Source organism: Streptomyces lancefieldiae (assembly GCF_031845825.1).
In the GTDB taxonomy this organism is placed as follows: Bacteria; Actinomycetota; Actinomycetes; order Streptomycetales; family Streptomycetaceae; genus Streptomyces; species Streptomyces lancefieldiae.
In genome coordinates this window covers 38,167-60,091 of record NZ_JAVRFH010000022.1, presented here as the reverse complement: position 1 = coordinate 60,091, position 21,925 = coordinate 38,167, and the positions used below count along the sequence as shown (strand labels likewise).

The 21,925-nt window shown below is 73.0% G+C and carries 17 protein-coding genes and 1 tRNA gene; 12 read left to right on the top strand and 6 right to left on the bottom strand.

The annotated features are described in order from the left end of the window. Positions 1 to 41: 41 nt before the first annotated feature. Entirely contained in the window at positions 42 to 1,133 is a 1,092-nt protein-coding gene (locus RM812_RS21750) for a DUF3344 domain-containing protein (protein ID WP_311574892.1), read from the bottom strand. A 402-nt stretch (positions 1,134 to 1,535) separates the two neighbouring features. On the opposite strand from RM812_RS21750, the gene RM812_RS21745 reads away from it, so the two are divergent. From RM812_RS21745 to RM812_RS21725, 5 genes are all read left to right on the top strand, one after another. Beyond that, complete coding sequence (locus RM812_RS21745; RefSeq protein ID WP_311574891.1) at positions 1,536 to 2,297, top strand: hypothetical protein; 762 nt, start codon at positions 1,536 to 1,538, stop codon at positions 2,295 to 2,297. A 416-nt stretch (positions 2,298 to 2,713) separates the two neighbouring features. Continuing rightward, positions 2,714 to 3,223, top strand: a complete 510-nt coding sequence (locus RM812_RS21740; RefSeq protein WP_311574890.1) for a tyrosinase family oxidase copper chaperone — start codon at positions 2,714 to 2,716, stop codon at positions 3,221 to 3,223. Then, on the top strand, positions 3,207 to 4,073 hold the full coding sequence (locus RM812_RS21735) for a tyrosinase family protein (RefSeq protein WP_311574889.1): 867 nt from the start codon (positions 3,207 to 3,209) through the stop codon (positions 4,071 to 4,073). Before RM812_RS21740 ends, RM812_RS21735 begins: the two co-directional genes overlap by 17 nt. 254 nt (positions 4,074 to 4,327) lie before the next feature. Then, positions 4,328 to 4,597 carry a hypothetical protein gene (locus tag RM812_RS21730; protein WP_217142668.1) on the top strand — a complete coding sequence of 90 codons (270 nt, stop codon included), beginning with the start codon at positions 4,328 to 4,330 and terminating at the stop codon, positions 4,595 to 4,597. Positions 4,598 to 4,746: 149 nt separating this feature from the next. Further along, positions 4,747 to 5,019, top strand: a complete 273-nt coding sequence (locus tag RM812_RS21725; RefSeq protein WP_311574888.1) for a hypothetical protein — start codon at positions 4,747 to 4,749, stop codon at positions 5,017 to 5,019. Positions 5,020 to 5,246: 227 nt separating this feature from the next. Here RM812_RS21725 and RM812_RS21720 read toward each other — a convergent pair whose 3' ends face one another. Then, complete coding sequence (locus tag RM812_RS21720; RefSeq protein ID WP_311574887.1) at positions 5,247 to 6,221, bottom strand: alpha/beta fold hydrolase; 975 nt, start codon at positions 6,219 to 6,221, stop codon at positions 5,247 to 5,249. A 330-nt stretch (positions 6,222 to 6,551) separates the two neighbouring features. Next, positions 6,552 to 6,624, bottom strand: a tRNA-Arg gene (locus tag RM812_RS21715). Positions 6,625 to 6,945: 321 nt separating this feature from the next. On the opposite strand from RM812_RS21715, the gene RM812_RS21710 reads away from it, so the two are divergent. The 4 genes from RM812_RS21710 to RM812_RS21695 all read left to right on the top strand — a co-directional run bounded on the left by RM812_RS21710 (position 6,946) and on the right by RM812_RS21695 (position 13,123). Further along, a complete protein-coding gene (locus RM812_RS21710; protein ID WP_311574886.1) occupies positions 6,946 to 8,559 on the top strand; it encodes a dynamin family protein in 1,614 nt (537 codons plus the stop codon). 3 nt (positions 8,560 to 8,562) lie between these two features. Further along, complete coding sequence (locus tag RM812_RS21705; protein WP_311574885.1) at positions 8,563 to 10,773, top strand: YfjP family GTPase; 2,211 nt, start codon at positions 8,563 to 8,565, stop codon at positions 10,771 to 10,773. A gap of 222 nt (positions 10,774 to 10,995) precedes the next feature. After that, a complete protein-coding gene (locus tag RM812_RS21700; RefSeq protein ID WP_311574884.1) occupies positions 10,996 to 11,463 on the top strand; it encodes a single-stranded DNA-binding protein in 468 nt (155 codons plus the stop codon). A gap of 250 nt (positions 11,464 to 11,713) precedes the next feature. Then, the gene (locus RM812_RS21695) at positions 11,714 to 13,123 is read left to right on the top strand and encodes a TQXA domain-containing protein (RefSeq protein ID WP_311574883.1); all 1,410 of its coding nucleotides are present in this window, start codon (positions 11,714 to 11,716) and stop codon (positions 13,121 to 13,123) included. 173 nt (positions 13,124 to 13,296) lie between these two features. Here RM812_RS21695 and RM812_RS21690 read toward each other — a convergent pair whose 3' ends face one another. Next, positions 13,297 to 14,382, bottom strand: coding sequence for a hypothetical protein (locus RM812_RS21690; protein WP_311574882.1), 1,086 nt, complete (start codon positions 14,380 to 14,382; stop codon positions 13,297 to 13,299). Positions 14,383 to 14,944: 562 nt separating this feature from the next. Between RM812_RS21690 and ettA the strand changes: the two genes are divergently transcribed. Genes ettA through RM812_RS21675 form a run of 3 tightly spaced genes read left to right on the top strand, consistent with a single transcriptional unit; the run spans position 14,945 to position 17,762 of the window. Beyond that, a complete protein-coding gene (gene ettA / locus RM812_RS21685) occupies positions 14,945 to 16,609 on the top strand; it encodes an energy-dependent translational throttle protein EttA (RefSeq protein WP_311574881.1) in 1,665 nt (554 codons plus the stop codon). A 2-nt stretch (positions 16,610 to 16,611) separates the two neighbouring features. Then, entirely contained in the window at positions 16,612 to 17,022 is a 411-nt protein-coding gene (locus RM812_RS21680) for an acyl-CoA thioesterase (RefSeq protein WP_311574880.1), read from the top strand. Next, positions 17,019 to 17,762, top strand: coding sequence for a hypothetical protein (locus RM812_RS21675; RefSeq protein WP_311574879.1), 744 nt, complete (start codon positions 17,019 to 17,021; stop codon positions 17,760 to 17,762). Before RM812_RS21680 ends, RM812_RS21675 begins: the two co-directional genes overlap by 4 nt. A 237-nt stretch (positions 17,763 to 17,999) precedes the next feature. Here the strand turns inward: RM812_RS21675 and RM812_RS21670 are convergent, their stop codons facing one another. Continuing rightward, positions 18,000 to 18,962 (bottom strand): ABC transporter ATP-binding protein, encoded by a 963-nt coding sequence (locus RM812_RS21670; RefSeq protein ID WP_311574878.1) that lies wholly within the window; start codon positions 18,960 to 18,962, stop codon positions 18,000 to 18,002. 98 nt (positions 18,963 to 19,060) lie between these two features. Continuing rightward, on the bottom strand, positions 19,061 to 21,790 hold the full coding sequence (locus RM812_RS21665; RefSeq protein WP_311574877.1) for an FtsX-like permease family protein: 2,730 nt from the start codon (positions 21,788 to 21,790) through the stop codon (positions 19,061 to 19,063). Between the last annotated feature and the right edge of the window lie 135 nt (positions 21,791 to 21,925).

Below are 21,925 nucleotides of genomic sequence, written 5' to 3'. Positions count from 1 at the left end.
TTCCTCGCTCGGGTAGGCACTGGGGCCGGAGGGCGGCGCGTTCACCGCCGGGCGTCGACCGCGGCGAAGAGCACACCGGCCCACGCCGCGTCCCGCTCGGAGGTGAGCCGGAAGGTCGCCTCGTCACCGGCGTGCGGCAGGCGTCCCGCGAGGCCGAACACGTCGGAGTCGTACCCGAGCGTGTGGGCGTACGCCGGCACACGCGTCGGGGCGGATTCCCCGGGCCCGCTGATGCTGGAGTTCAGGATGTCGGCGGCGGGGTTGGCCGCGTCGGTGAACGAGGCGGAGCCGGACCCGGTGGTCAGGGTGAGCGAGTCGCCGCTGGTGCCGCGGTCGCCGTCGTACGCCACCAGGCCCACGCTGCCTCCGGCGCCGGCGGGGAAGGGCAGGCCGCGCAGCCGGAGTTCGGCCGCGCGGGACTGCAGCGGTGCGAAGCCGTCCCAGAGCGCGAGGTGCCGCAGCGGTTCCGCCGGGTTCTCGTAGGCCACCACCAGCGTCCAGCCGCCCCACGCCCCGGCCGCCGACCTGCCGCCGGCCACGTTGACCTGGCCCACGGTGTACAGACCCGGCCCGCTGTCCCGCACCAGCCCCGTCACGTCCGCCGAGGCCTGGAAGGCGTCCGCGCTGTCCGTCACGCGGTGTCCGACGACCGTGTCCGCGAGGAGCTCCTTGTACTCCCCGCCGGGTTCGGCGATCAGCACCCGCCCGTTGTCCTGCGACGGCTTCTGCTCGCCCACGCGCAGGTTGCCGCCCCAGTACAGGCGGGCGTACGTCACCCGGGCGCCGGCGGGCAGGCGGACCTCCGCGCGGGAGGAGTTGTAGGTGTTCGGGTCGTGGTCGACGTCGACGTAGAACATGTCGAAGCCGCCGTTCACCCCGGCGCCGCCCGTCTGCACGCCCGGGCACGAGGGTGCCTGGCCGGTGCGGCAGGTGATGGAGGTGTTGGCCGCGCGCACGATGCCGCCGTGCTGGAGCGCGGCGTACCGCTGGGCGAACGGGAGGTCCGCCGCCTCGGGTGCGGGCGGTGCGGCCGGCGCCGCCGCGACCGCGGAGCCGGCGGGTGCCCACATCGTGGTGAGGGCGAGGACGCCCACCGTCGCACTGCGAAGCCGCTGACCCAGGGAGTGGCGCATGACCGTCGGTGCCCTTTCGGAACGGAAGGTGGTGGCGGGCAGCGGCACGAGCGTGATGCATCCGCCTGCAGAGGTGTGTCAGGAGGTCGCAACTGTAGCCATCAAGTGGGCGAATTCAGGGAAAGTCGGGGCATAACGCAAAGTGTGTTGGGAATGTGAAGACCCCTTCGGGCGGCCGTCCACCCGAACGCAGACCGACGCGGCCACGGTCGTCGCGCCGGACGTCGCGCCGGGCGTTGCGCCGAACGGGGACGCGGCACGGCCGACCTGGCACAGCCCCTGACCAGGCAGGCCGGGGCAACAGGGTGAAGGGCGGGACGGCGAACGGGTCCCCCCGGTTGCGGGGCCCCGTGGGCGCGCTGACGGTGGGCTCAAGCTCCGAGCTCCGTCGAAAGGAACCCCATGCCTGCTCTGCCCGCACGGCGCATCGCACTCGGCGCATGCTGTGCCGCCCTCCTGGTCGGGATCACCGGCCCCGCCGCCGTGGCGGCCGACCCGGTCCGCGAACGCACCCCCGGGGCGTCGTCCCACGCGCTGCTCGTGCAGGTCAGGAGCCTCGACGCGCACGCGGGCGAACTCGCCCCGGTCGTCGACCTGCTGGAGGCCGTGCTCGCCGCGGACGGCGGCCACCTGTCCTCCGCCGAGGCCAAGAGACTGGGCGAGGCCGCCAGGGAGGCCCTGGAAGAGGCGGCCGCCAAGGCCCGGGAGGCCATGGCCGCACCCGGGGCACCGGCTCCGGCGACCACGGACACGCCGGACGAGTCGGAGTCGGCGACCACGGACACGCCGGACGAGTCGGAGTCGGACTCGGCGACCACGACCACGGACACGCCGGAGCTGTCGGACCCGTCGGACGACACGCTGATCATCGAGACCGAGACCGACGTCACGAGCGATCTGCTGGACACCGTGCGCGAGGCCGTCGACGAGCTCCTGAAGCTGCTGCTCTCCGACGGCGGGGAGGACGCCACCCAGGCGCCCTCGGCGCTCGACGGCCTGCTGGCCGAGGTGAAGGAGCTCATCGACGCGCTGCTCGGCAACGACGACCCGCAGGTGTCGACCCTGCCCGCCCCGGCCGACCCGGCGCTGACGGCGACGGTGCAGGTGCCCCTGCTCGCGGGTCTCAAGCTCCCCCTGCTGACACCGCTGCTCCCGGCCTCCTGAGCGTCGTGCGGTAGGCGCTGGTCCGGCGCCCGAGTCCCGGGGTCCCCACCGGCTCGGGCCCGGACATCCAGAGATCTCATATGAGGACTCGTCCATCCGCGGCCTCCCGGTTTCCGCGGGACCGCACGCCTGACACGGCGCCACACGAAAGCCGGCCCCCGGGCTCCCGGGAGCCGGCTTTCGTATGTCCCCGGTCGGTGACGCCGCTCTACACCAAGCGATCGGCGGACCGGTCGGCGGCGGGCCGGTCGGCGGGCCGGTCGACGGACCGGTCGGCGGACCGGTCGCTCGGAAGACTCCGAGCGACCGCCCGGCACCGCTCGCCGCCGCCGTTCACCGTCTTGCCGCACGGCGGTGACCGAGGCGTGCGTTCGTCGGTTACTGCTGGCGACAACCGCACGGACGAGGAGTGGACCATGGTCATCAACATGGGCGGGGCACCGGCGGGTGCCGAGGACGGGACGCCTGGCCCGAGGCCGCCCGAACCGGGGGGAAGAACACGGCGGGACGTGGCGCGCGGTCTGCGCGCCGCCGCACTCGCCGCCGCCCTGGCCCCGGCACTCACCGCCTTCCGGTCCGCGCGCCCCGGGCCCCGATCGGGGAGCGCCGCGCGCGACACGTCCTTCGACGTGTCCTATCGGGGACACCACATCCGTGGTGTCCGGACCTCCACCCCGGGCACGGCCGAGGACGATCGGTGGCACGTCACCGTCGACGGCCGCCCCCTGCACCTGATGCGCCGCGCCGACGGCACCTGGCTGAGCATGGTCGACCACTACTGCTCGTACGGCACACCGCTCGAGGCCGCCCGTGCCGCCGTCGACGCGCTCGGCCCCGGCCGACGGCTGCGCGACCCGGCGTCTGCGCCGACGGGCACGGGAGGCGCACACGAGCACGCGGAGGGCCGGCATGGCGTACGTGCGTAAGGACGCCGCCACGCTCACGAAGGCCGAGCGGCGCCGGTTCGTCAACGCCCTGCTGGAGGTCAAACGGCGGGGCGAGTACGACGAATTCGTGCGGATGCACATCGCGTACAACGCCCCGGACGGCGGGCGCGGACTGCGCACCGCGCACATGGCTCCCTCCTTCCTGCCCTGGCACCGCCGGCTCCTGCTCGACCTGGAGCGCGCCCTGCGCCGGGTGGACTCCTCGGTGACCCTTCCGTACTGGGACTGGACCCGCGACCGCACGACCACCTCGGCGCCCTGGACGGCGGACCTCATGGGCGGCAACGGGCGGCGCTCCGACCACCGGGTGACGACCGGTCCGTTCGCCCATCGGGAGGGCAACTGGCCCATCCGGGTGGGCGTGACCGACGGGGGCTTCCTCACCCGGGACCTCGGCCGCCGGAGCGCACCGATCGACCTGCCCGCGAAGAGCGACCTCGAGTGGGCGCTCAAGGACCCCGCCTACGACGTGACGCCCTGGGACTCGACGGTCGAGAAGGGCTTCCGCAACAAGCTGGAGGGATGGGGCACCGGCCGTGGCAGCGTCTCCTGGCGCAACCACAACCGGGTGCACCGGTGGGTCGGCGGCGACATGCTCGGCGCCGCCGCCGTCAACGACCCCGTCTTCTGGCTGCATCACGCGTTCGTCGACCTGCAGTGGTACCGCTGGCAGCGCCGCCACGCCGGGGCCCGCTACCTCCCCGCGACACCGCCGGGCTCCGGCGACACGCAGCACGGCCGCGTCGTGGCACGCCACGAGAGGCTGCCGCCGTGGAACGTGACGCCGGGCGAGCTGGAGGACGTGGGCCGGATCTACCGGTACGCGTGAGGCGCCGCGGTTGCCCTTGTCCAGGCCGCGTCCAGGCCGCGTCCAGGCCGCCTTCCGGGCCGTGTCGAGGCCGTGTCGAGGCCTTCTCCGGGCGGACTGCCGACGAGAGCCGGACGGCCCCAGACTGTGATTTCTGAAGAAATTTACGCGTTTGGGTGTTTCGACTACCAGGAGTCCCGAAGACCGCCTATAGTCGTGACTGTCGGTGAACAGCCCATAACGGGCTGTATCGACGCAACCGAAACGGAGAGGTAATGCGCAAGATCCAGAAGGCTGCGGTCGTCGCGGCCATGCTCGGCAGTGTTGGTTTCCTCGGCGCCGGCGTCAGCCACGCCGGTGAGGACCCGCACTTCAAGCTGGACAACGACCAGACCACCTCGTGCTCGGCGGACGAGTCCGCCTTCGGCGGCCTGGTGAACGTCAGCGACGTCAACGTGGTGGCCAACGTCCTCGCGGGCGTCCAGGGTCAGGCCACGGACATCAGCTCCGCGACCTGCAACGCCACCCTCGGCCTTGGCGGCTGACCATCGCTGATCCAGTGATGATCTAGGCAGGCCCGGGACTTGAGCCCAGGTGCTCGAGTCCCGGGCCTGTTCGGCTTGTGAGCCGATCCAGCATTCGGAACGACCCTGCCGTTCAGTCACGGAGGGTCGCCCGTAAAGGAAAAGAGCAGATGTTCATTTCGAAGAAGATCGCAGCGACGGTGGGCGCCCTGGGGGGCATTGCTCTGGCAGGCGTCGGTGCCGGCCATGCCTCTGCCGAGGGTGAGCCCGCGAAGTGCGTTGAGGACAGCAATGGCAACGTTCGCTGCGTTCAGAAGAGCGAGTACCGGCTGACCGACGAGGCCGGGAAGTTCGAGCTCGTCAACAAGCAGTCGCAGACCTGCTCGGGTGCGGGTTACGTGAGCTGCAGCAGCAACACGGTCGTGCAGAAGAAGAAGCCCTGACCCCACGAGGCAGCCGGGACGCCTCTGGTGGCGACGGCGCCCGTCGCGCGAGTCACTCTTGCAGCGGAGATGGCCGGGACCCGATTTCGGGTCCCGGCCATTCTCCGCGTGCTCTCCGGAAGTCCGGAAGAAGGTCCGGAAGCCCGGAAGAAGGGGGCGGACGACGCCGACCGCGTCGTCCGCCCCCTTCGGCGAGGAACGGGAGGGCACTGGATGGGGGCGAGTTCTCACCGGCATGCCGTGGTGTGCACGGGATCGGCGCACAGCGACTCGACGGCGTTGCAGTACGGCAGGTCGTCGATGGAGCGGTGGGTGACGAACCGGCCGATCAGGTCCGAGGACTCCTGCCTGCGTTCGACGGTGACGAGGTGGTCCGCTTCCTTGATGGTGGTGAACCGTGCCGCGGGCATCGTCGCGGCGAGTTCGCGCCCCATCTGCGGGGTGCACAGGGTGTCGTATTCCCCCGTGAACACCAGGGACGGCACGGCGGGGACCGGCAGGGGCCGGTAACAGCCGTGTGTCATCAGCCTCGTGTTGTGCTCGACCGCTTTCTTGATCTCGTCCGGTGTCTGGTTCAGGAACTGCTGCTGGAGCAGACGTGCCACGGCCGCGTGCTTGCGGACCCGCCCGGCTCCCGGGTTCGACATGAACAGCCGCACCAGTCCGCCGGCGGCCTCCTCGATCTCGCCGCGTTCGAGTGCCTGTGACAGGCGCGGCACGGCGTCGGTGTAGATCTCGGGAAGGTGCTTCGCCGCGCCGCAGAAGACGATGCGACGGACGAACTCGGGATGGAGCTGCGCGAAGCGGAGGCCGACGACCTCACCGAAGCAGCCGCCGAACAGATTCACTCGCGGGACGTCGATGGCCGCCAGCATGTGCCTGAGCGCGGCGGCGAGGAAATCGATGCCGTACCGGGCGGGCAGGAAGTCCGAGCTGCCGTAACCGGGAAGATCCACGGTGATCAACGTGCACAGGGGTGACAGCCATTTCTCGTGGCCCTGCCACGAGTACCTGTTCTGGGAAGAGCCTCCGAGCAGCACCAACGGGGCGGTCAGCGCCGCGGGTTGGTGGACGATGCGGCACTCGTACCCGAAACCGTCGAAGACGAGCCTTCGCTCCTCCACCTGCCCCGGCACCGGAGGCACGGGCCCGGAGCACCTGGCGGCGGGTGGGTCCTGGGCGGCGATGTCGGCAGTACGCATGAGCGGCTCCGGGAGGCGGCGGAAAGATGGCGAACCGTTCCATCATTACCAGGAACCGCACTGTCCCGGCGTAATCACTCAATTGTGGGCGATCCCCCCATGAGGCCACGTACGGGCCCAGTGGCGACCGTCCGGTGCGGTGGGTCTGTCCAGGTGTCACGGCATCGGATCGACCGTCGCGGCGTGGCTGGTCGAGACCGAGGTGGCCGACCCGGCGCGGCTCGGCCCCCTGCTGGATGCCGAGGCGTACCAGGAGTACTGCGCCGAGGCCGCACCGGGCAACCGAAGAACGCCCTCCCGGAGGGAGGGCGTGAACACGCATGAGCGGAGCGCCCCCGGCAGGACTCGAACCTGCGGCCAAGCGCTTAGAAGGCGCCTGCTCTATCCACTGAGCTACGGGGGCCTGGTGTGGTGGCCTCGGTCGTGGTGGCCGGGAATGGGCCGGTCCGTGACGTCGCCGGGGACAAGGATAGGGCTCCCGGCTCCTTGCCCGAGCTGCTTCCCCTCCGTGGCTCGATGTGGAGGTTCGGTGAAGCGGTCCCGATAATCGCAGGCAGGTACGAATCCTGCATCGCTTTTGGCGTCCAGAGCACCTGGTGTTGTGCACTCGTTATGGCTGGACTGTCCACATGCCCCACAAGTCCCTTGCGCCCCTTGTGTCCGGTCGGCACGCAGACATGCTCATATGCTTCAGAATTCGCCTAAAATTGGGCATTCTTCACATGTGGTGACATTGGACGTACGGCCTCAGCTGCTCGACGCACTCTCCGCCCTGCGCGACCGTGTCGCGGCCGCACGCTTCCCGCTGCCCCTGGCGGGGGCCCCACGCGCGCGTGCCAACCGCGACGAACTGCTCGCACAGCTCGACGACTACCTGGTGCCCCGGCTGAGGGAGCCCGATGCGCCCGTGCTGGCCGTCGTGGGCGGATCCACCGGCGCCGGGAAGTCCACACTGGTGAACTCCCTCGTGGGGCGGCGGGTCAGCGAGGCGGGTGTGCTGCGGCCCACCACCCGGACGCCGGTGCTGGTGTGCCATCCGGAAGACCAGCACTGGTTCAGCGGCCTGCGGGTGCTGCCCCACCTCACGCGCGTGTGGGAGCCGCACCGGGAATCGGACGACAACCTGCTCCTGCCGGGCGAGGGCGAGAACCCCGCGCGCGTGCTGCGTGTCGAGACAGCCGACACCCTGCCGCCCGGCATCGCCCTCCTCGACGCGCCCGACATCGACTCCCTCGTCGCCGACAACCGCGTCCTGGCGGCCGAACTGATCTGTGCTGCCGACATCTGGGTGATGGTCACCACGGCCGCCCGGTACGCCGACGCCGTGCCCTGGCAGCTGCTGCGCACCGCCAAGGAGTACGACGCCACCCTGGTCACCGTGCTCGACCGGGTGCCCCACCAAGTGGTGGCCGAGGTGTCACGGCAGTACGCGGCGCTGCTCACCAAGGCCGGGCTCGGCGACGTCCCCCGCTTCACGGTCCCGGAGCTGCCCGAGTCGGCCTGGGGCGGCGGCCTGCTGCCGGCCAGCGCCGTGGCGCCGCTGCGCTCCTGGCTCGTCCACCGGGCACAGGACGTCGAGGCTCGGCACCACGCCATGGCCCGCACGGCGCACGGCATCCTGGACTCGCTCCGGTCCCGGATGCCCGAGCTGGCCGGCGCCACCGCCGCGCAGTACGCCGCCGCGCTGCGGCTCACCGCCGCCGTCGACGGTGCGTACGACGGCGAGCACGCGCGCGTGCAGGGGCGGTTGCGGGCGGGGGCGGTGCTCGCCGGGGACGCGCTGAAGCGGTGGCGGGCCTTCCCGCTCGACTGCTCCCCCGGGGAACTCCTCGACTCACTGGTGGAGAGCCTGGGAGCCCTGCTGCTGTGCGCCGTCACCGCCGCCGACGAGCGCGTCGACGAGGTCTGGCGGCACGAACCGGCGGCGGCCGCTCCGGAGCTCGCGGGCCGCGACCCCGTACCGGAGCGGGCCGAACACCGCATCGGGGTGGCCGTACGGCGGTGGCGGCGGGAGCTGGAGGAGTACGCCGAGGAAGAAGTACGCCCGCTCGACCGGAGCACGGCACCGGACCCGGAGGTGGTCGCCGCCCTGGTCGCCACCGCGCTGCTCGGCGGGCGGCGGGCGCGCAGCGCCGGGGAGAGACTCGCGGAGCGGATCGGCGCCCAGGGTGCCGTGCGGCTGCGGGACCGGGGCGGGCGGCTGCTCACCGAACACGTGGACCGGGTCATGCACGTCGAGCGCGAGCGCCGGCTGGCGCCGCTCGACGGGCTGGAGATCCATGCCGAGCCACAGGCCGAACTCATCGCCGCGTTGTCCGTACTGCAGAAGGAGAGGTGACCGGTGACCACCGTCACTGATCAGGACCCCACCGAGCACACCGACCACGGGACTGGGGAGATGCACCAGGCGGCTCAGGCGGCTCAGGCGGCACTGGGGGCTCAGGCAGCTCAGAGGGCTCCGGCGGCTCAGGCCGGTCAGGCCGGTCAGGCCGGGCGGGCCGGTCGGGTGGGCACTGCGGGCTCTGCGGACCCCCGGGGCGGGCGGAGCGGAGAACGGACCGCCGGGGAGGACACCGCGCGGGAAGGTGCCGCCGTGGACGCTTGGCGGGAGGGGCGGACGCAGGAGCGCGAGAGCGAGCCGGCTCGCGGCTTCCACGCGCGCGTGAAGGACGTCGGAACGCCCCGCCGCACGGACCGGGACCAGGACTGTGAGGACGAGCGGCGGGAACGTGTGGAGCGCGGCGCGGCCGATCGGGGGCGTACGGCGGGTTCGGAGCGTATGGCGGGCACGGGGAGCGCGGCGGGTTCGGGGCGCGCGGTCGGCGGGTCGTCCGGTACCGGGGACGGGGAGGACGCGTGGGGCGACGGGCTGATCGCGCGGCGGGTGGACGAGAACGCCGGGCCGGAGCAGTGCGCCGTCGTGACGAGCCGGCCCGCCGGTTCCGCGGCCCTGATGCCGCTGGCGTACGACGGTCAGCTCCGGTCGCGGCTCGACGCGCTGCGCGAGCTGGTGGGGCTCTCCCGCGCCCGGCTCGACAGCGAGACCCTGGCCGAGGCGGGCCGGGTCCTCGACGAGGCCGCCGCGCGGCGCAGGCTCTCCGGGCAGCACACCGTGGTGGCCATCGCGGGCGCGACCGGCAGCGGCAAGTCGCAGCTGTTCAACACGCTCGCCGGGGTGACGATCTCCGAGACGGGCGTCCGCCGGCCGACCACCGCGGCGCCCATCGCGTGCAGTTGGAGCGACGGCGCGGCCAGCCTCCTGGACCGGCTCGGCATTCCCGGCCGGCTCCGCCGCCGCCCGCTGCAGCACCCGGACGCCGAATCGCCGTTGCGCGGGCTGGTCCTGATCGACCTGCCCGACCACGACTCGGCGGCCGTGCAGCACCGTGAGCAGGTCGACCGGATCCTGGCGCTCGTCGACGCCGTCATCTGGGTCGTCGATCCGGAGAAGTACGCCGACGCCATGCTCCACGAGCGCTACCTGCGGCCGATGGCCGGCCACGCGGAGGTCACCTTCGTCGTCCTGAACCAGGTCGACCGGCTCCCCGGAGAGGCCGCCGAACAGGTCCTCGACGACCTGCGGCGCCTGCTCGACGAGGACGGCATCGCGCTGGGGGAGCACGGCGAGCCCGGCGCGGCCGTGCTCGCCCTGTCCGCGCTCACCGGGGACGGCATCGGCGAACTCCGTGAGGAACTGGGACGGTTCGTGGCCGAACGGCAGGCCCCCGCGCGCCGCATCGCGGCCGACGTGGACGCCACCGCCCGGCGGCTGCGTCCCGTGTACGTCGCCGGACGGCGGACCGGACTCAGCGAGGAGGCGCGGGAGGAGTTCGCGGACCGGCTCGCGGACGCGGTGGGCGCCACCGCGGCGGGCGAGGCGGCCGAACGCGCCTGGCTGCGCAACGCCAACCGCGCGTGCGGTACGCCCTGGCTGCGGCTGTGGCACTGGTGCCACGACCGGCGCGAACCTCCCACGGGACGGCTCCCGCTGCGCGCCCAGGCGGACGAGGAGGCCACGGCCCGGCAGCGGGTCGAGCAGGCGGTGCGCACGGTGTCCGACCGGGCGTCGGCCGGACTGCCGGCGCCGTGGGCGCAGGCGTTGCGCGAGGCGGCCGTCCGCGGCGCCGACGGGCTGCCGGAGGCCCTCGACGAGCTGGCGGTGCGCACGGGCCTGCCGCCGGGGCGTCCGCCGCGGCCGGGGTGGTGGCCGGTGGCCGTGCTGGCCCAGGCGTCCATGACCCTGCTGCAGGTGGTGGGCGGACTGTGGCTGCTGGGTCAGATCATCGGCTTCCTCCCGCCGTACCTGAGCGTGCCGGTCCTGCTCATGGTGGCCGGCATCGTCGGTGGTCCCCTCATCGAGTGGAGCTGCCGCATGGCCGCACGCGGACCGGCGCGGCGCTACGGACACGAGGCGGAACGCCGGTTGCGGGAGGCGGCCGCGGGGTGCGGCCGGGCCCGGGTACTGGATCCGCTGGCGGCGGAACTGCTGCGGTACCGGGAAGTGCGGGAGCAGTACGGGCGGGTCATGGGGGTGGGGGCGGCGGTCAGGTAGGTCCCGTGTCCCCGCCCGGCTCACCCGCCGGGATGACGGAGTTCTCCACAGGTGGGGAGGCGGTCCACAGCGCTCAGCGGGCTCGCCCGGACGGGGGCAGTCTGGCCTCGCGGCGATCGCGACGGACGCGGTCGTCGCGCCGGCGGCGGCGTACGGAACAGGACGACCGCCGCGGCAGACGCAGCCGTACGGGACGGGCCCGTACGCGAGGAAGGACTCGCGATGAACGAGACGATGATCTGCGCCGTGGGCAACGTGGCGACGCAGCCGGTCTTCCGGGACCTGGCGAACGGGCCGTCGGCGCGGTTCCGGCTGGCGGTCACCGCGCGCTACTGGGACCGGGAGAAGAACACCTGGACGGACGGCCACACCAATTTCTTCACGGTGTGGGCCAACCGGCAGCTCGCCACCAACGCGTCGGCGTCGTTGGCGGTGGGCGACCCGGTGGTCGTGCAGGGCCGTCTGAAGGTGCGGACGGATGTGCGCGAGGGGCAGAGCTGGACGTCGGCGGACATCGACGCGGTGGCGATCGGCCACGACCTCGCGCGCGGCACCGCGGCGTTCCGGCGCACCGGCAAGGCGGAGCCGACGGCCTCCCCGCCGCGGCCGGAGCCCAACTGGGAGACGCCGGCCGGTGAACCGGCCGATGCGGCAACGGAACAGCGGCCGGAGCCCGCCGTGGTGGCGTGACACCGCTGGTGACCGAGGTGCGGCTTATCGGCGCATGCGCCCCGGACGGTCCTGGGTTGATTTGTCGATAAGCCCTGCTCACGAGGCTGTCGGCGATAACGATTCCGATTCGGATCACCGTGCGGACGAACATCACCGGCAGCACGGTGTCGTCACGTCCTTAGGATGCCGAACGAGCCTTGAGGGGCTGCTGATTCTGCAGGTGGGACCGTGCCCCCCACGCCAACGGGTCCTGCTCGAAGGGGAATTTGTGTTTTCTTCGCTCACTGCGCCGTCTCCGTCCGGCCGAGGGGCGGCGCGCCTCGCCGCCGCGGCGCTGGTGTCCGCGCTCGCCGTCGCCGGAGTGGTGACCGGTGCCGCCCCGGCCGCCGCGCAGGGGGCGGTGCAGGGTCAGGGCGGGGCGACGGCCACCATCGGCGGCCTCAAGACGTACGGCGCCGCGGTCATCCACGGGGACGGTGGCGACCAGGAGGTGTCCGCCGGCCTGTTCGAGATGTCCGTCGAGGGCGGCGGGATGCTGCAGACGTACGGTGTCGACGTCCAGAACCCGACCCAGAAGGACGCCAGGTACCACGAGACGCCCTGGAGCGGCACCTCGCTGGGCGCCGACAAGGACGCGGGACGCATCCGTTGGATCCTGCAGAACTCCTACCCCCAGGTCAACAATCTCGCCGCGCTCGCCGAGAAGGCGGGCTTCCGCGGCGGGCTGACCGAGCAGGACGCGGCGGCCGGCACGCAGGTGGCCATCTGGCGCTACTCGGACGACACGGATGTCGAGGCCGTCGACCCCCAGGCCGAGCGGCTCGCCGACTATCTGGAGAAGAAAGCCCGCGACCTCGCCGAGCCCGCGGCGTCCCTCACCCTGGACCCGCCCGCGGTCTCGGGCCGCCCCGGTGAGCGGCTCGGCCCGGTGACGGTGCGCACCAACGCCGGCGCCGCGACGGTGACACCGCCGGTGGACGCCACCACCAACGGCGTGCGGATCGTCGACAAGAAGGGTGACCCCGTCACCTCCGTCGCCTCCGGCACCCAGATCTTCTTCGACGTGCCGCAGGACGCCGCGGCCGACACCGCCGAGCTGACCGTCCAGGCCTCGACCACCGTGCCGGTCGGCCGCGCCTTCGCCTCCGAGAGCCGCAGCCAGACCCAGATCCTGGCCGGCTCCAGCGAGTCGACGGTCGCGGCGACGGCGAGGGCCACCTGGGCCGAGCAGGGTGCCATACCCGCCCTGTCCGCCGAGAAGAACTGCGCCGAGGGCGCCCTGGACGTCACCGCGGTCAACAAGGGCGACGAGGCGTTCGCCTTCGAGCTGCTGGACAGCGAGTACACCATCGCGCCCGGCGAGACCCGGACCGTGACGGTCCCGTTGCCGGAGGACCAGGCCTACGACTTCACCGTCCGCAGCCCGGCCGGCTTCGAGCAGCGCTTCACCGGCGTCCTCGACTGCCGGACCCGGAGCGCCGCGGCGGGCGACACCACCCGCACCCTCGCCGAACCGGCCCCCACCACCGTCGTCACCCCCTCCGCGAGCCCCAACCTCGCCGAAACCGGCAGCTCCGGGACGACACCCCTGATCGGCGGCGCGGCCATCGGCCTGGTCGTGATCGGCGGCGCGGTCCTGCTCCTCCTCCGCAGGAAGGGCGATCCGGGCCAGGACTGAACGCCACCGGACCGCCTGTCGGGCGCCGACCACCTGTGGGGCAACTCGCCGAGCCACCTGCAAGGCACACCCTCCGCGCACGCGTGACGGGCGAACACGTCGGACAGTCCGTGCCTCCCACGTCAGCGCGTTCCACGTCAGCGCGTTCCACGTCGGCGCGGACCGCGCGGAGGTCAGCGCACCGGCTTCTCCCCCGTCACGTCCGTCTCGCCGACGATCCAGGAGGGCCACGCATGGAGCCCCGAGTCGCCTCCTGGGACGAGGTGGTACACCTGCCACAGCCCGGTCTCGTCCCGGGCCGTGGCGAGGGCGCCGCCGTCCTGGGCGACGGCCACCTCGCTCTGCGCGGGATCGAGCACGGTGCGCCGGGATCCGTCGAGGGCGGACACCGTGCTCACCCGCGCGGGCGCGCCGGAGTCCGGCTCGGCGCCGCCCAGTACGAGGTGGTCCCCGACGACGGCGCGCAGCTGGTAGGGACCGGCGTCACCGAGTGCGGTGGGCTCGGTGCCGGGCACGGAACCGACGCGCACCACGCGCAGCGTGTGCTCCGGTCCCTCGTCGGTGGCGAACCACCGGTCGTTGTAACGGATCTGGGCGCTGGTCGGCAGGCCGGTGGCGTACGGGGTGAAGGCGTCCGTGGTGAGGTCGACGAGCCCGACCGTGGAAACGCCCTGGTACCGGTAGGCGACGGCGACGTACCGCACGGAGCCGCCCGGCTGGACCCGGTACACCGTGGCGCCGGAAGGTATCCCGGTCACCGGCATTCCCCCGATGCTGTTCGCGACCGGCAGCAGGGCGGTGGCGCGCCACACGCGCAGCGGGCCGCCGCCCACATTCCCGCCCGCCAGGACACTCCACCCGGTGGCGGCCCGGAAAGCCTGCCCCCTGGGCAGGGTGAACCGGGTCGCGTCCCCGCTGGACCGGTGGGCCTGGGAGACGGTGGTGACATCACCCTCGCTCGTCACGGTGCTGCGCACGTCCGCACCGCTGGCCAGGTCGCTGGGCTTCGCAGAGGAGAGCGGAGGCTCCAGGTTCTGGTAGTAACCGGTCTGAGTGGTCGCCCCACCGTCGAGGCTGAAGTCGAAGGTGTGCGAACCGGCCCAGAGGTATGCCACCGAAGGCACGGACGCCTCCGCCGCGACCCGGACGGACGGAACCGGCCCCCCGGCGGCCGGCTCCCCGGGCGCGGCGCCGAGCACGGCGGCCCCTACCAGTACGAGGGCGGCGAGGGCCTTGGGAGAGCTACGCGGGTGGTTCACTGCGCCTCCGGACGGTGTCATGTACAGGCACCCGGTGGTGCCCCGAGGCCAGCCAACCACGTGGGCCGGGAGAGCAGGAGGGACACATCAGCGCCGCGGCGCCCAGGCCTGTCCCCAGTGCGGCCGGCCCCTGAAGTCGGGCGGTCACGTGCCGGTCAAGCGAGAGGACGACGGTCGGAAAACCTGCCGATCCCCATGGCGGTGCGCTGATCGGCACCTCTGGTGGCGGTGTCGACGACGGCACCAGGGGAGGGCGTAGGTCGGATCAGCGGGCCGTCGACGTCGGGGAAGAGGAGAGGACGCTCCGCTGAGCTGGTCACGGCCAGACGCTGAGCCGGCGCGGTGGAGGAGCGGCACCCCCGGGCTGAGCCGTCCCTGGGCCGTGCCAGGGTGGCCGAGGCCGACCGGCGGTGACCGAGAGCGACACGTGAGGTTCGGGCGGCACCCGGGAAAGGCCAGGTCAGGGGCGTCGGGCGGAACGCGTTTCCTCACAGGGGTGGCGGTGCGGCAAGATGGGGTGTATCTGCCCACTGCCTGATTTCAAGCTGCCGGACGGTTTCTCTTGGCTGAGTACATCTACACCATGCGCAAGGCGCGCAAGGCGCACGGCGACAAGGTGATCCTTGACGACGTCACGCTGAACTTCCTTCCCGGCGCGAAGATCGGCGTGGTCGGCCCGAACGGCGCCGGTAAGTCGACCGTACTGAAGATCATGGCGGGGCTGGAGCAGCCGTCGAACGGCGACGCGTTCCTGTCGCCGGGCTACACGGTCGGCATCCTGCTGCAGGAGCCCCCGCTGAACGAGGAGAAGACCGTCCTGGAGAACGTCCAGGAGGGTGTCGCCGAGGTCAAGGGCAAGCTCGACCGGTTCAACGAGATCGCCGAGCAGATGGCGACCGACTACTCGGACGCGCTGCTGGAGGAGATGGGCAAGCTCCAGGAGGAGCTCGACCACGCGAACGCCTGGGACCTCGACGCCCAGCTGGAGCAGGCCATGGACGCCCTGGGCTGCCCGCCCGGCGACTGGCCCGTGGACAACCTCTCCGGTGGTGAGAAGCGCCGCGTCGCCCTCTGCAAGCTGCTGCTCGAGGCGCCCGACCTGCTGCTGCTCGACGAGCCCACCAACCACCTCGACGCCGAGTCGGTGAACTGGCTGGAACAGCACCTCGCCAAGTACGAGGGCACCGTCGTGGCCGTCACCCACGACCGGTACTTCCTGGACAACGTCGCCGGGTGGATCTGCGAGGTGGACCGCGGCCGCCTCCACGGCTACGAGGGCAACTACTCCAAGTACCTGGAGACCAAGGCCACCCGTCTCAAGGTCGAGGGTCAGAAGGACGCCAAGCGGCAGAAGCGCCTCAAGGACGAGCTCGAGTGGGTCCGCTCCAACGCCAAGGGGCGGCAGGCCAAGTCCAAGGCGCGTCTGGCCCGGTACGAGGAGATGGCCGCCGAGGCCGACAAGATGCGGAAGCTGGACTTCGAGGAGATCCAGATCCCGCCGGGCCCGCGACTGGGCAACGTCGTCGTCGAGGTGAACAACCTCACCAAGGCCTTCGGGGAGAAGGTCCTGATCGACGATCTGTCGTTCACGCTTCCGCGCAACGGCATCGTCGGCGTGATCGGCCCGAACGGCGCCGGCAAGACCACCCTCTTCAAGATGATCCAGGGGTTCGAGGAGCCGGACTCCGGGAGCATCAAGGTCGGCGACACCGTCAAGATCTCCTACGTCGACCAGAGCCGCGAGAACATCGACCCGAAGAAGACGCTGTGGGCCGTCGTCAGCGACGAGCTCGACTACATCAACGTCGGACAGGTCGAGATGCCCTCGCGGGCCTATGTCTCCGCCTTCGGGTTCAAGGGTCCGGACCAGCAGAAGCCGGCCGGCGTCCTGTCCGGTGGTGAGCGCAACCGGCTCAACCTCGCCCTCACCCTCAAGCAGGGCGGCAACCTGCTGCTCCTCGACGAGCCGACCAACGACCTCGACGTCGAGACCCTGTCGAGCCTGGAGAACGCGCTGCTGGAGTTCCCCGGCTGCGCCGTGGTCGTCTCCCACGACCGGTGGTTCCTCGACCGCGTCGCGACCCACATCCTCGCCTACGAGGGTGACTCCAAGTGGTTCTGGTTCGAGGGCAACTTCGAGTCGTACGAGAAGAACAAGGTCGAGCGGCTCGGTGCGGACGCCGCGCGTCCGCACCGCGCCACCTACAAGAAGCTGACCCGGGGCTGATCTTGCGGCACATCTACCGCTGCCCACTGCGCTGGGCGGACATGGACGCGTACGGCCACGTCAACAACGTGGTCTTCCTCCGCTACCTGGAGGAGGCCCGTATCGACTTCCTGTTCCGCCCGGACAAGGAGTTCAAGCAGGGGTCGGTGGTGGCACGCCACGAGATCGACTACAAGCGGCAGCTCGTGCACCGGCACGCCCCCGTGGACATCGAGCTGTGGGTCACGGAGATCAGGGCGGCGTCCTTCACGCTCGCCTACGAGGTCAAGGACGGCGACCAGATCTACGTCCGCGCCTCGACGGTGATCGTGCCGTTCGACTTCGAGTCGCAGGCGCCCCGCCGTATCACCGCGGAGGAACGCGAGTTCCTCCGCGAGTACACGGAGAAAGAGGAGGAGGCCGTCGCCGCATGACGGTGCTCCACCTCGCCGACGAGGGGGAGGCCGCGGACCTCGCGGCCTTCCTCTCCCGGCTGCTCCACTACGACCGTTCGGCCGCGGTGCGCCTGCAGGCGGCCGGCACGGCCCTCGCCGTCTTCGGCCGGCCGCCCTCCTTCGAGGTACTGGCCGTGCGGGCGGTGCGGCTGGCCAAGCCGTACGAGAACGGGCTCGACGTCACGCTGGACGTCACCGTGTCCGCCGGTGAACTCCTGGAGACCGTGGACGAGACGGCGGCCACCGCCGGCGTCCCGGGCGCGGTGACCGGGCCCCCCTGGGCCGGGATGCTGCCTCCCCGCGGCGGCTGGCGGACCGAGCCAGGGCTGCCCGCCCCGGACGAGCTGCGCACGCTGGTCGCCGCCGCGGTGGCCGAGTTCCGCTCCCGCACGGGGGAGCTGGCGCCCGAGCGGCGTACCCGGGCCGAGCTGGACCGGATCGGGCGGGAGATATGGTCCCGGACGGTCGGGGACACCGGGCTGCCGGTGCGGGCCGTGCACGCGGCCCAGTCCCTGGGCTTCCTGCGGCCCACAGGGGCGTACGAGGCGGGTCAGGCCGAGGCTTCCGGGGCTCCGGAGGTGTCCGGGGCCTCCGGGGCATCCGGTGAGGATGCGCCGCGGCTGTTCTCCTCGGGCGCGTGGCTGCGGCTGCGCACCCCCTTCGGGTCCGTCGCCCTGCGCCGGGCGGGGAGCGGAGCACTGGGCATCAGCGTCCGCTGAAACTCCCTGGGCCGTGGGCTGTGGGCCGTGGGCTGTGGCCCCGGAGCGAGCCTTGTGCCCTGGCCCGGGAGCCTTGTGGCCGTGGCCGTGGCCGTGACCCTTCGCCTGTCGCCCGTGGCCCGTTGCCCGGAAGTCTTGTGCCCCGCGGCCCCCTTGCCCCGGCGATCCCGGCGCCCTGGGTCCGAGAGGTCGTGGCCCGAGAGCCGGAGCCCAAGACCCCGGCGCGGATCGGGCCGTTCAGTTTCGGTCGCTGTTGTCCGGCCATACGCCGATGTGATCCGGCTCCAGTTCCAGGGCGACGCGGTCGCGCATGCCGAGGGCCCGGGTGTACTCGGTGGGGAGCTGGAGCCGCCCGGCGCGGTCGAGCATGGCGTACTCGCGGGCCACCACCGTCTCGTGGCCGGTCGCGGCGTCCACCTCGCTGCGGCGCAGGACCTCCGTGGAGGTGCGGCCGTCGCGGATGGCGACCGTGCGGCGGACCTCGCCGGCCACCGCCTGGTCGTGGGTGACGACGACGATGGTGGTGCCCAGCCGCTCGTTCGCGGTGCGGAAGGCGGCGAAGATCTGTTCCGCGGTGTGGGAGTCCAGCTCGCCCGTGGGTTCGTCGGCCAGCAGGACCGCGGGACCGCCCGCCAGAGCCACCGCGATGGCGACCCGCTGCTGCTGCCCGCCGGACATCTGGTGCGGGCGGCGGTCGCGGCAGTCGGCGACGTCCAGGAGTTCCAGGAGCTCCAGGGCGCGTTCGGCGCGCGCCCGCCGGCCGGTGCGGCCGCGGGTGCCCGCCAGGTGCACGGGCAGGGTGACGTTCTGCGCCGCCGTCAGGTACGGCAGGAGGTTGCGGGACGTCTGCTGCCAGACGAAGCCGACCACCTCGCGCCGGTAGGCGAGACGGTCCTTCGCGGTCATCGTGAGCAGGTCGCGGCCGGCCACGCGCGCCGCCCCGGCGGTCGGGGTGTCCAGGCCGGCGAGGATGTTCATCAGCGTGGACTTGCCGCTGCCGGAGGCGCCCACCAGGGCCATCAGCTCACCCTCGCGGACCAGCAGGTCGAGGCCCTGAAGGGCCTGCACCTCCACGCCGTCCGCGCTGAAGACGCGGACGAGTCGGTCGCAGGTGATCAGGGCGTCGTGGCCGTAGGCGGGCCGGTCGCGGGACGCGGCCGCGCGGTCGGCCAGGTCGGCGAGAGTGGGGTTCGTCGTCATCGTGCCTCCTGCGCGGGTGTGAGCTCATGGGGTGCGGTGGGCGGCTCATGGGGCAGGCGCCCGCCTCGCGTGTCCGACGCGTCGCGTGTCCGGCGCGCTCACCGCGTGTCTCCCGCCCTCAGCTCGGTGACCGACGCACGCCTGCCCGACCACCACGCCTGCACCCCCGCGACACCCACGGCCACCACCAGCACCGCGACCGCCGGCACCGCCAACGACCACGGGTCCGTGCGCAGCTGGGCGCGGCCCACCGGGGACGAGGTCGTCGCCAGGGCGATCGTCGTCAGGTCGATGCCGGGCGAGAGGAGACGGACGGTCGCCCAACCCGTCAGGGCACCGCCCGCCGCGGCCGGCACGGCCAGGGGCAGGGACTCCAGGACGAGCAGGCGGCGGCCCTGGGACCGGGTGAGGCCCATGGTGCGGAGGCGGGCGAGGAGGGCGGCGCGTTCCGGTGCGGCGCGCAGCAGGGACAGCAGCAGGGCGAGGACGGCGTAGCCGGCACCCGCCGCCACGGCCGCCGTGTAGACGCGTTCGGCGCCGGACTGCAGGGGTGAGTCGACGTACCGGGCCCGGTCCTCGGACCGCAGGTGCAGGGAAGCGGCGTCGCCGGTCGCCCGGCGCAGCGCGCCCGTGTCCAGGTGGTCGCCGGTCAGCAGCAGCACGGTCGGGCGGGCCGCCTCGGCGGACAGTCCGGCCCGGTCCACGACCAGGAAGGCGTCGCCCGTGACGGCCGGGGTGAGGTCGCGGACGAGGGCGGCCCGGAGGGTGACGGAGGTGCCGTCCTCCAGGCGCATCGGGAAGGGCTCGGTGCCGAACCGTTCGGCGACCGCGGGAGAGACCAGCGCCCGGAGCGGCTCCGCGGGGCCGCCGCGCCGTTTCAGGTCGTCCGCCGGGAAGGCCCCCATCCCCGTCCGCGCCGCCAGGGCCGCGTAGGTGGCGGGGTCCACGCCGGCCAGGGGCAGGGTCTCGCGGCCGTCCTCGGTCTTGGCCTGGTAGGCGAGGCCGACCTCGGTGACCTCGCGCACGCCGGACGTGCCGCGCACGCGGCCCGGCAGGCCGGACGGCAGCGGCCCGGTCGCCTCGATCCGGGCGTCGGCGCCGATGGTGAGCAGCGCCGCGCGGTCCCGGGCGTCCGCCACGCCGGCCAGGACCGAGCCGCCGAAGGCCGCGGTGGTGAGCGCGGTCAGCAGGGCGAGGAGGGGAAGCACGGCGGAGGCGGACGTACGGCCTGCCCGGGCCAGGGCCAGATGCCCCACCGCGCCGCGCAGCCGCCCCGCCGGGCGGGTCAGCCGACGCAGGGGCAGCGGATAGAGGCGGACCAGCACCAGCGCGGCGATCACGCCGACCAGCACCGGTGCCAGCGACACCAGGTCCCCGGCGGAGCCCGTCGCGCCCCGTCGGCGCAGGGTCTCGACGGCGCCGAGCGCCAGGGCCACGGCCGTGAGCTCGGCGACCGTACGGCGCCGGGACGGACGTACCGAGGCCACGTCCTGCCGGCCGCCGTGGACACGCACGGTGCGGTGTTCGACGGCGGCCCGCAGGGGCAGTCCGGCGCAGGCCACGACGGTGACCGCGACGGCGGCGCCGACGGCGGGGGCGGGGCGGCCCCCGGGGAGCGCGAGCAGTGCGGCGGCGAGGCCGAGGGCGCCCGCGGGCAGCGCCACCACCGCCGTCTCCGCCAGCAGCCTGCCCGCCAGCCCTGGCAGGGAGGCGCCGCGGGCGCGCAGCAGGGCCAGTTCGGCGCGGCGGCGGTCGGCGGCGAGGCCGCCCGCCATCAGCAGGACGACGCCGGCGACCGTGGCGGCGCCGACGAAGGCGACCGCGATCAGCGGGCCGATGCTCGACCGCAGTCCTTCGAAGGAAGCGAACACCTCGTCGAGGTCGGTGCTGACGTCGGTGGCCGGGTCGACCGCCGAGCGCACCTCCCGCAGCCCCGGCCCGGTCTCCAGGGCGGCGACGGCCGAGCTCAGGCGGCCCAGGTCGCGGGCGTGCAGTGCGGCCGTGTCGGGGGCCAGCTGCCAGTAGCGGAGGGGGTTCCCGGCGGTGCCCAGCAGCGCGGGCGCCGCGTCGGGGGCGAGCAGCAGGGTGCCGACCCAGTACTTGTCGTTGTTCGGGTCGGGCGACCCCGGCACGGTCTTCAGCGCAGGGGTGCGCAGCGCGGGCTGGGTGGCCCAGTAGGCGCCGTCGCGGTCGCGGGGGGCGAGGACGCCGGTGACGTGGACGGTGAGCGGGGCGCGCACCACGCCGGGTATGTGCAGGACCGACCCCACCTTGATGCGCAGACTCCTGGCCGTCTCGGTGGTGACCACCGCCTCCACCCGGTCGGTCGCGGCGGTCACCGGGGCGCCCGGTGCCCGCGGCAGCCGACCGGAGCTCAGCCCGGCATGGTCGCCGAGGCCGTGCTGGGCGGCGAGGAAGAACTGCGGCGGCAGCCCGCTCGGCCGCGGAAGCCAGGGCTCCGGCACCTCCAGGCTCCGGGTGGTGCGCACCCCGTACGTGGACCGCGCCCGGTCGACGACCAGCCGCCCGTCCACGGCGGCGAGCGCCTTGGCGTACCGCTCGCCCAGCGGGCCCGGGCGCAGCGCGTCCTGCCGCTGCTCCATCGACCAGCCGAATTCGGGCTGGGGGGCGGTCAGCAGCACGCTGGTCCGATCGGGGCGGCCCTGCTCCAGGGCGGCGCCCAGGCCCGCGTCCGCGTACCGGTCCAGTGCCCTCGGGAACGCGGCGGCCAGGCACGCGGTCAACGCCACCAGCAGTGCCAGCGCGCCCGCGGCACCGGGCGCTGCCCGCAACCGGGTGCGCACCCACGGCACGGCTCCGGAATTCACCGTGGCTCACCTTCCTGTCTCCGGACGAGCGGGGCCGCCGGGACGGACGGGACTGGCAGGACAGGCGGGACGGGCGGGACGGGCGGGGTGGACGGGCGCGGGCAGCGGCCCGTCGACGGCACCCGGTCTCCTCGG

What these genes read in the sequence shown, in the direction of transcription:
- RM812_RS21750 (WP_311574892.1), bottom strand. Translation starts at nt 1,133, where the DNA reads ATGCGCCACTCCCTGGGTCAGCGGCTTCGCAGTGCGACGGTGGGCGTC.
- RM812_RS21730 (WP_217142668.1), top strand. Translation starts at nt 4,328, where the DNA reads ATGCGCAAGATCCAGAAGGCTGCGGTCGTCGCGGCCATGCTCGGCAGT.
- RM812_RS21740 (WP_311574890.1), top strand. Translation starts at nt 2,714, where the DNA reads ATGGTCATCAACATGGGCGGGGCACCGGCGGGTGCCGAGGACGGGACG.
- RM812_RS21725 (WP_311574888.1), top strand. Translation starts at nt 4,747, where the DNA reads ATGTTCATTTCGAAGAAGATCGCAGCGACGGTGGGCGCCCTGGGGGGC.
- RM812_RS21735 (WP_311574889.1), top strand. Translation starts at nt 3,207, where the DNA reads ATGGCGTACGTGCGTAAGGACGCCGCCACGCTCACGAAGGCCGAGCGG.
- RM812_RS21745 (WP_311574891.1), top strand. Translation starts at nt 1,536, where the DNA reads ATGCCTGCTCTGCCCGCACGGCGCATCGCACTCGGCGCATGCTGTGCC.
- RM812_RS21720 (WP_311574887.1), bottom strand. Translation starts at nt 6,221, where the DNA reads ATGCGTACTGCCGACATCGCCGCCCAGGACCCACCCGCCGCCAGGTGC.
- RM812_RS21675 (WP_311574879.1), top strand. Translation starts at nt 17,019, where the DNA reads ATGACGGTGCTCCACCTCGCCGACGAGGGGGAGGCCGCGGACCTCGCG.
- RM812_RS21700 (WP_311574884.1), top strand. Translation starts at nt 10,996, where the DNA reads ATGAACGAGACGATGATCTGCGCCGTGGGCAACGTGGCGACGCAGCCG.
- RM812_RS21670 (WP_311574878.1), bottom strand. Translation starts at nt 18,962, where the DNA reads ATGACGACGAACCCCACTCTCGCCGACCTGGCCGACCGCGCGGCCGCG.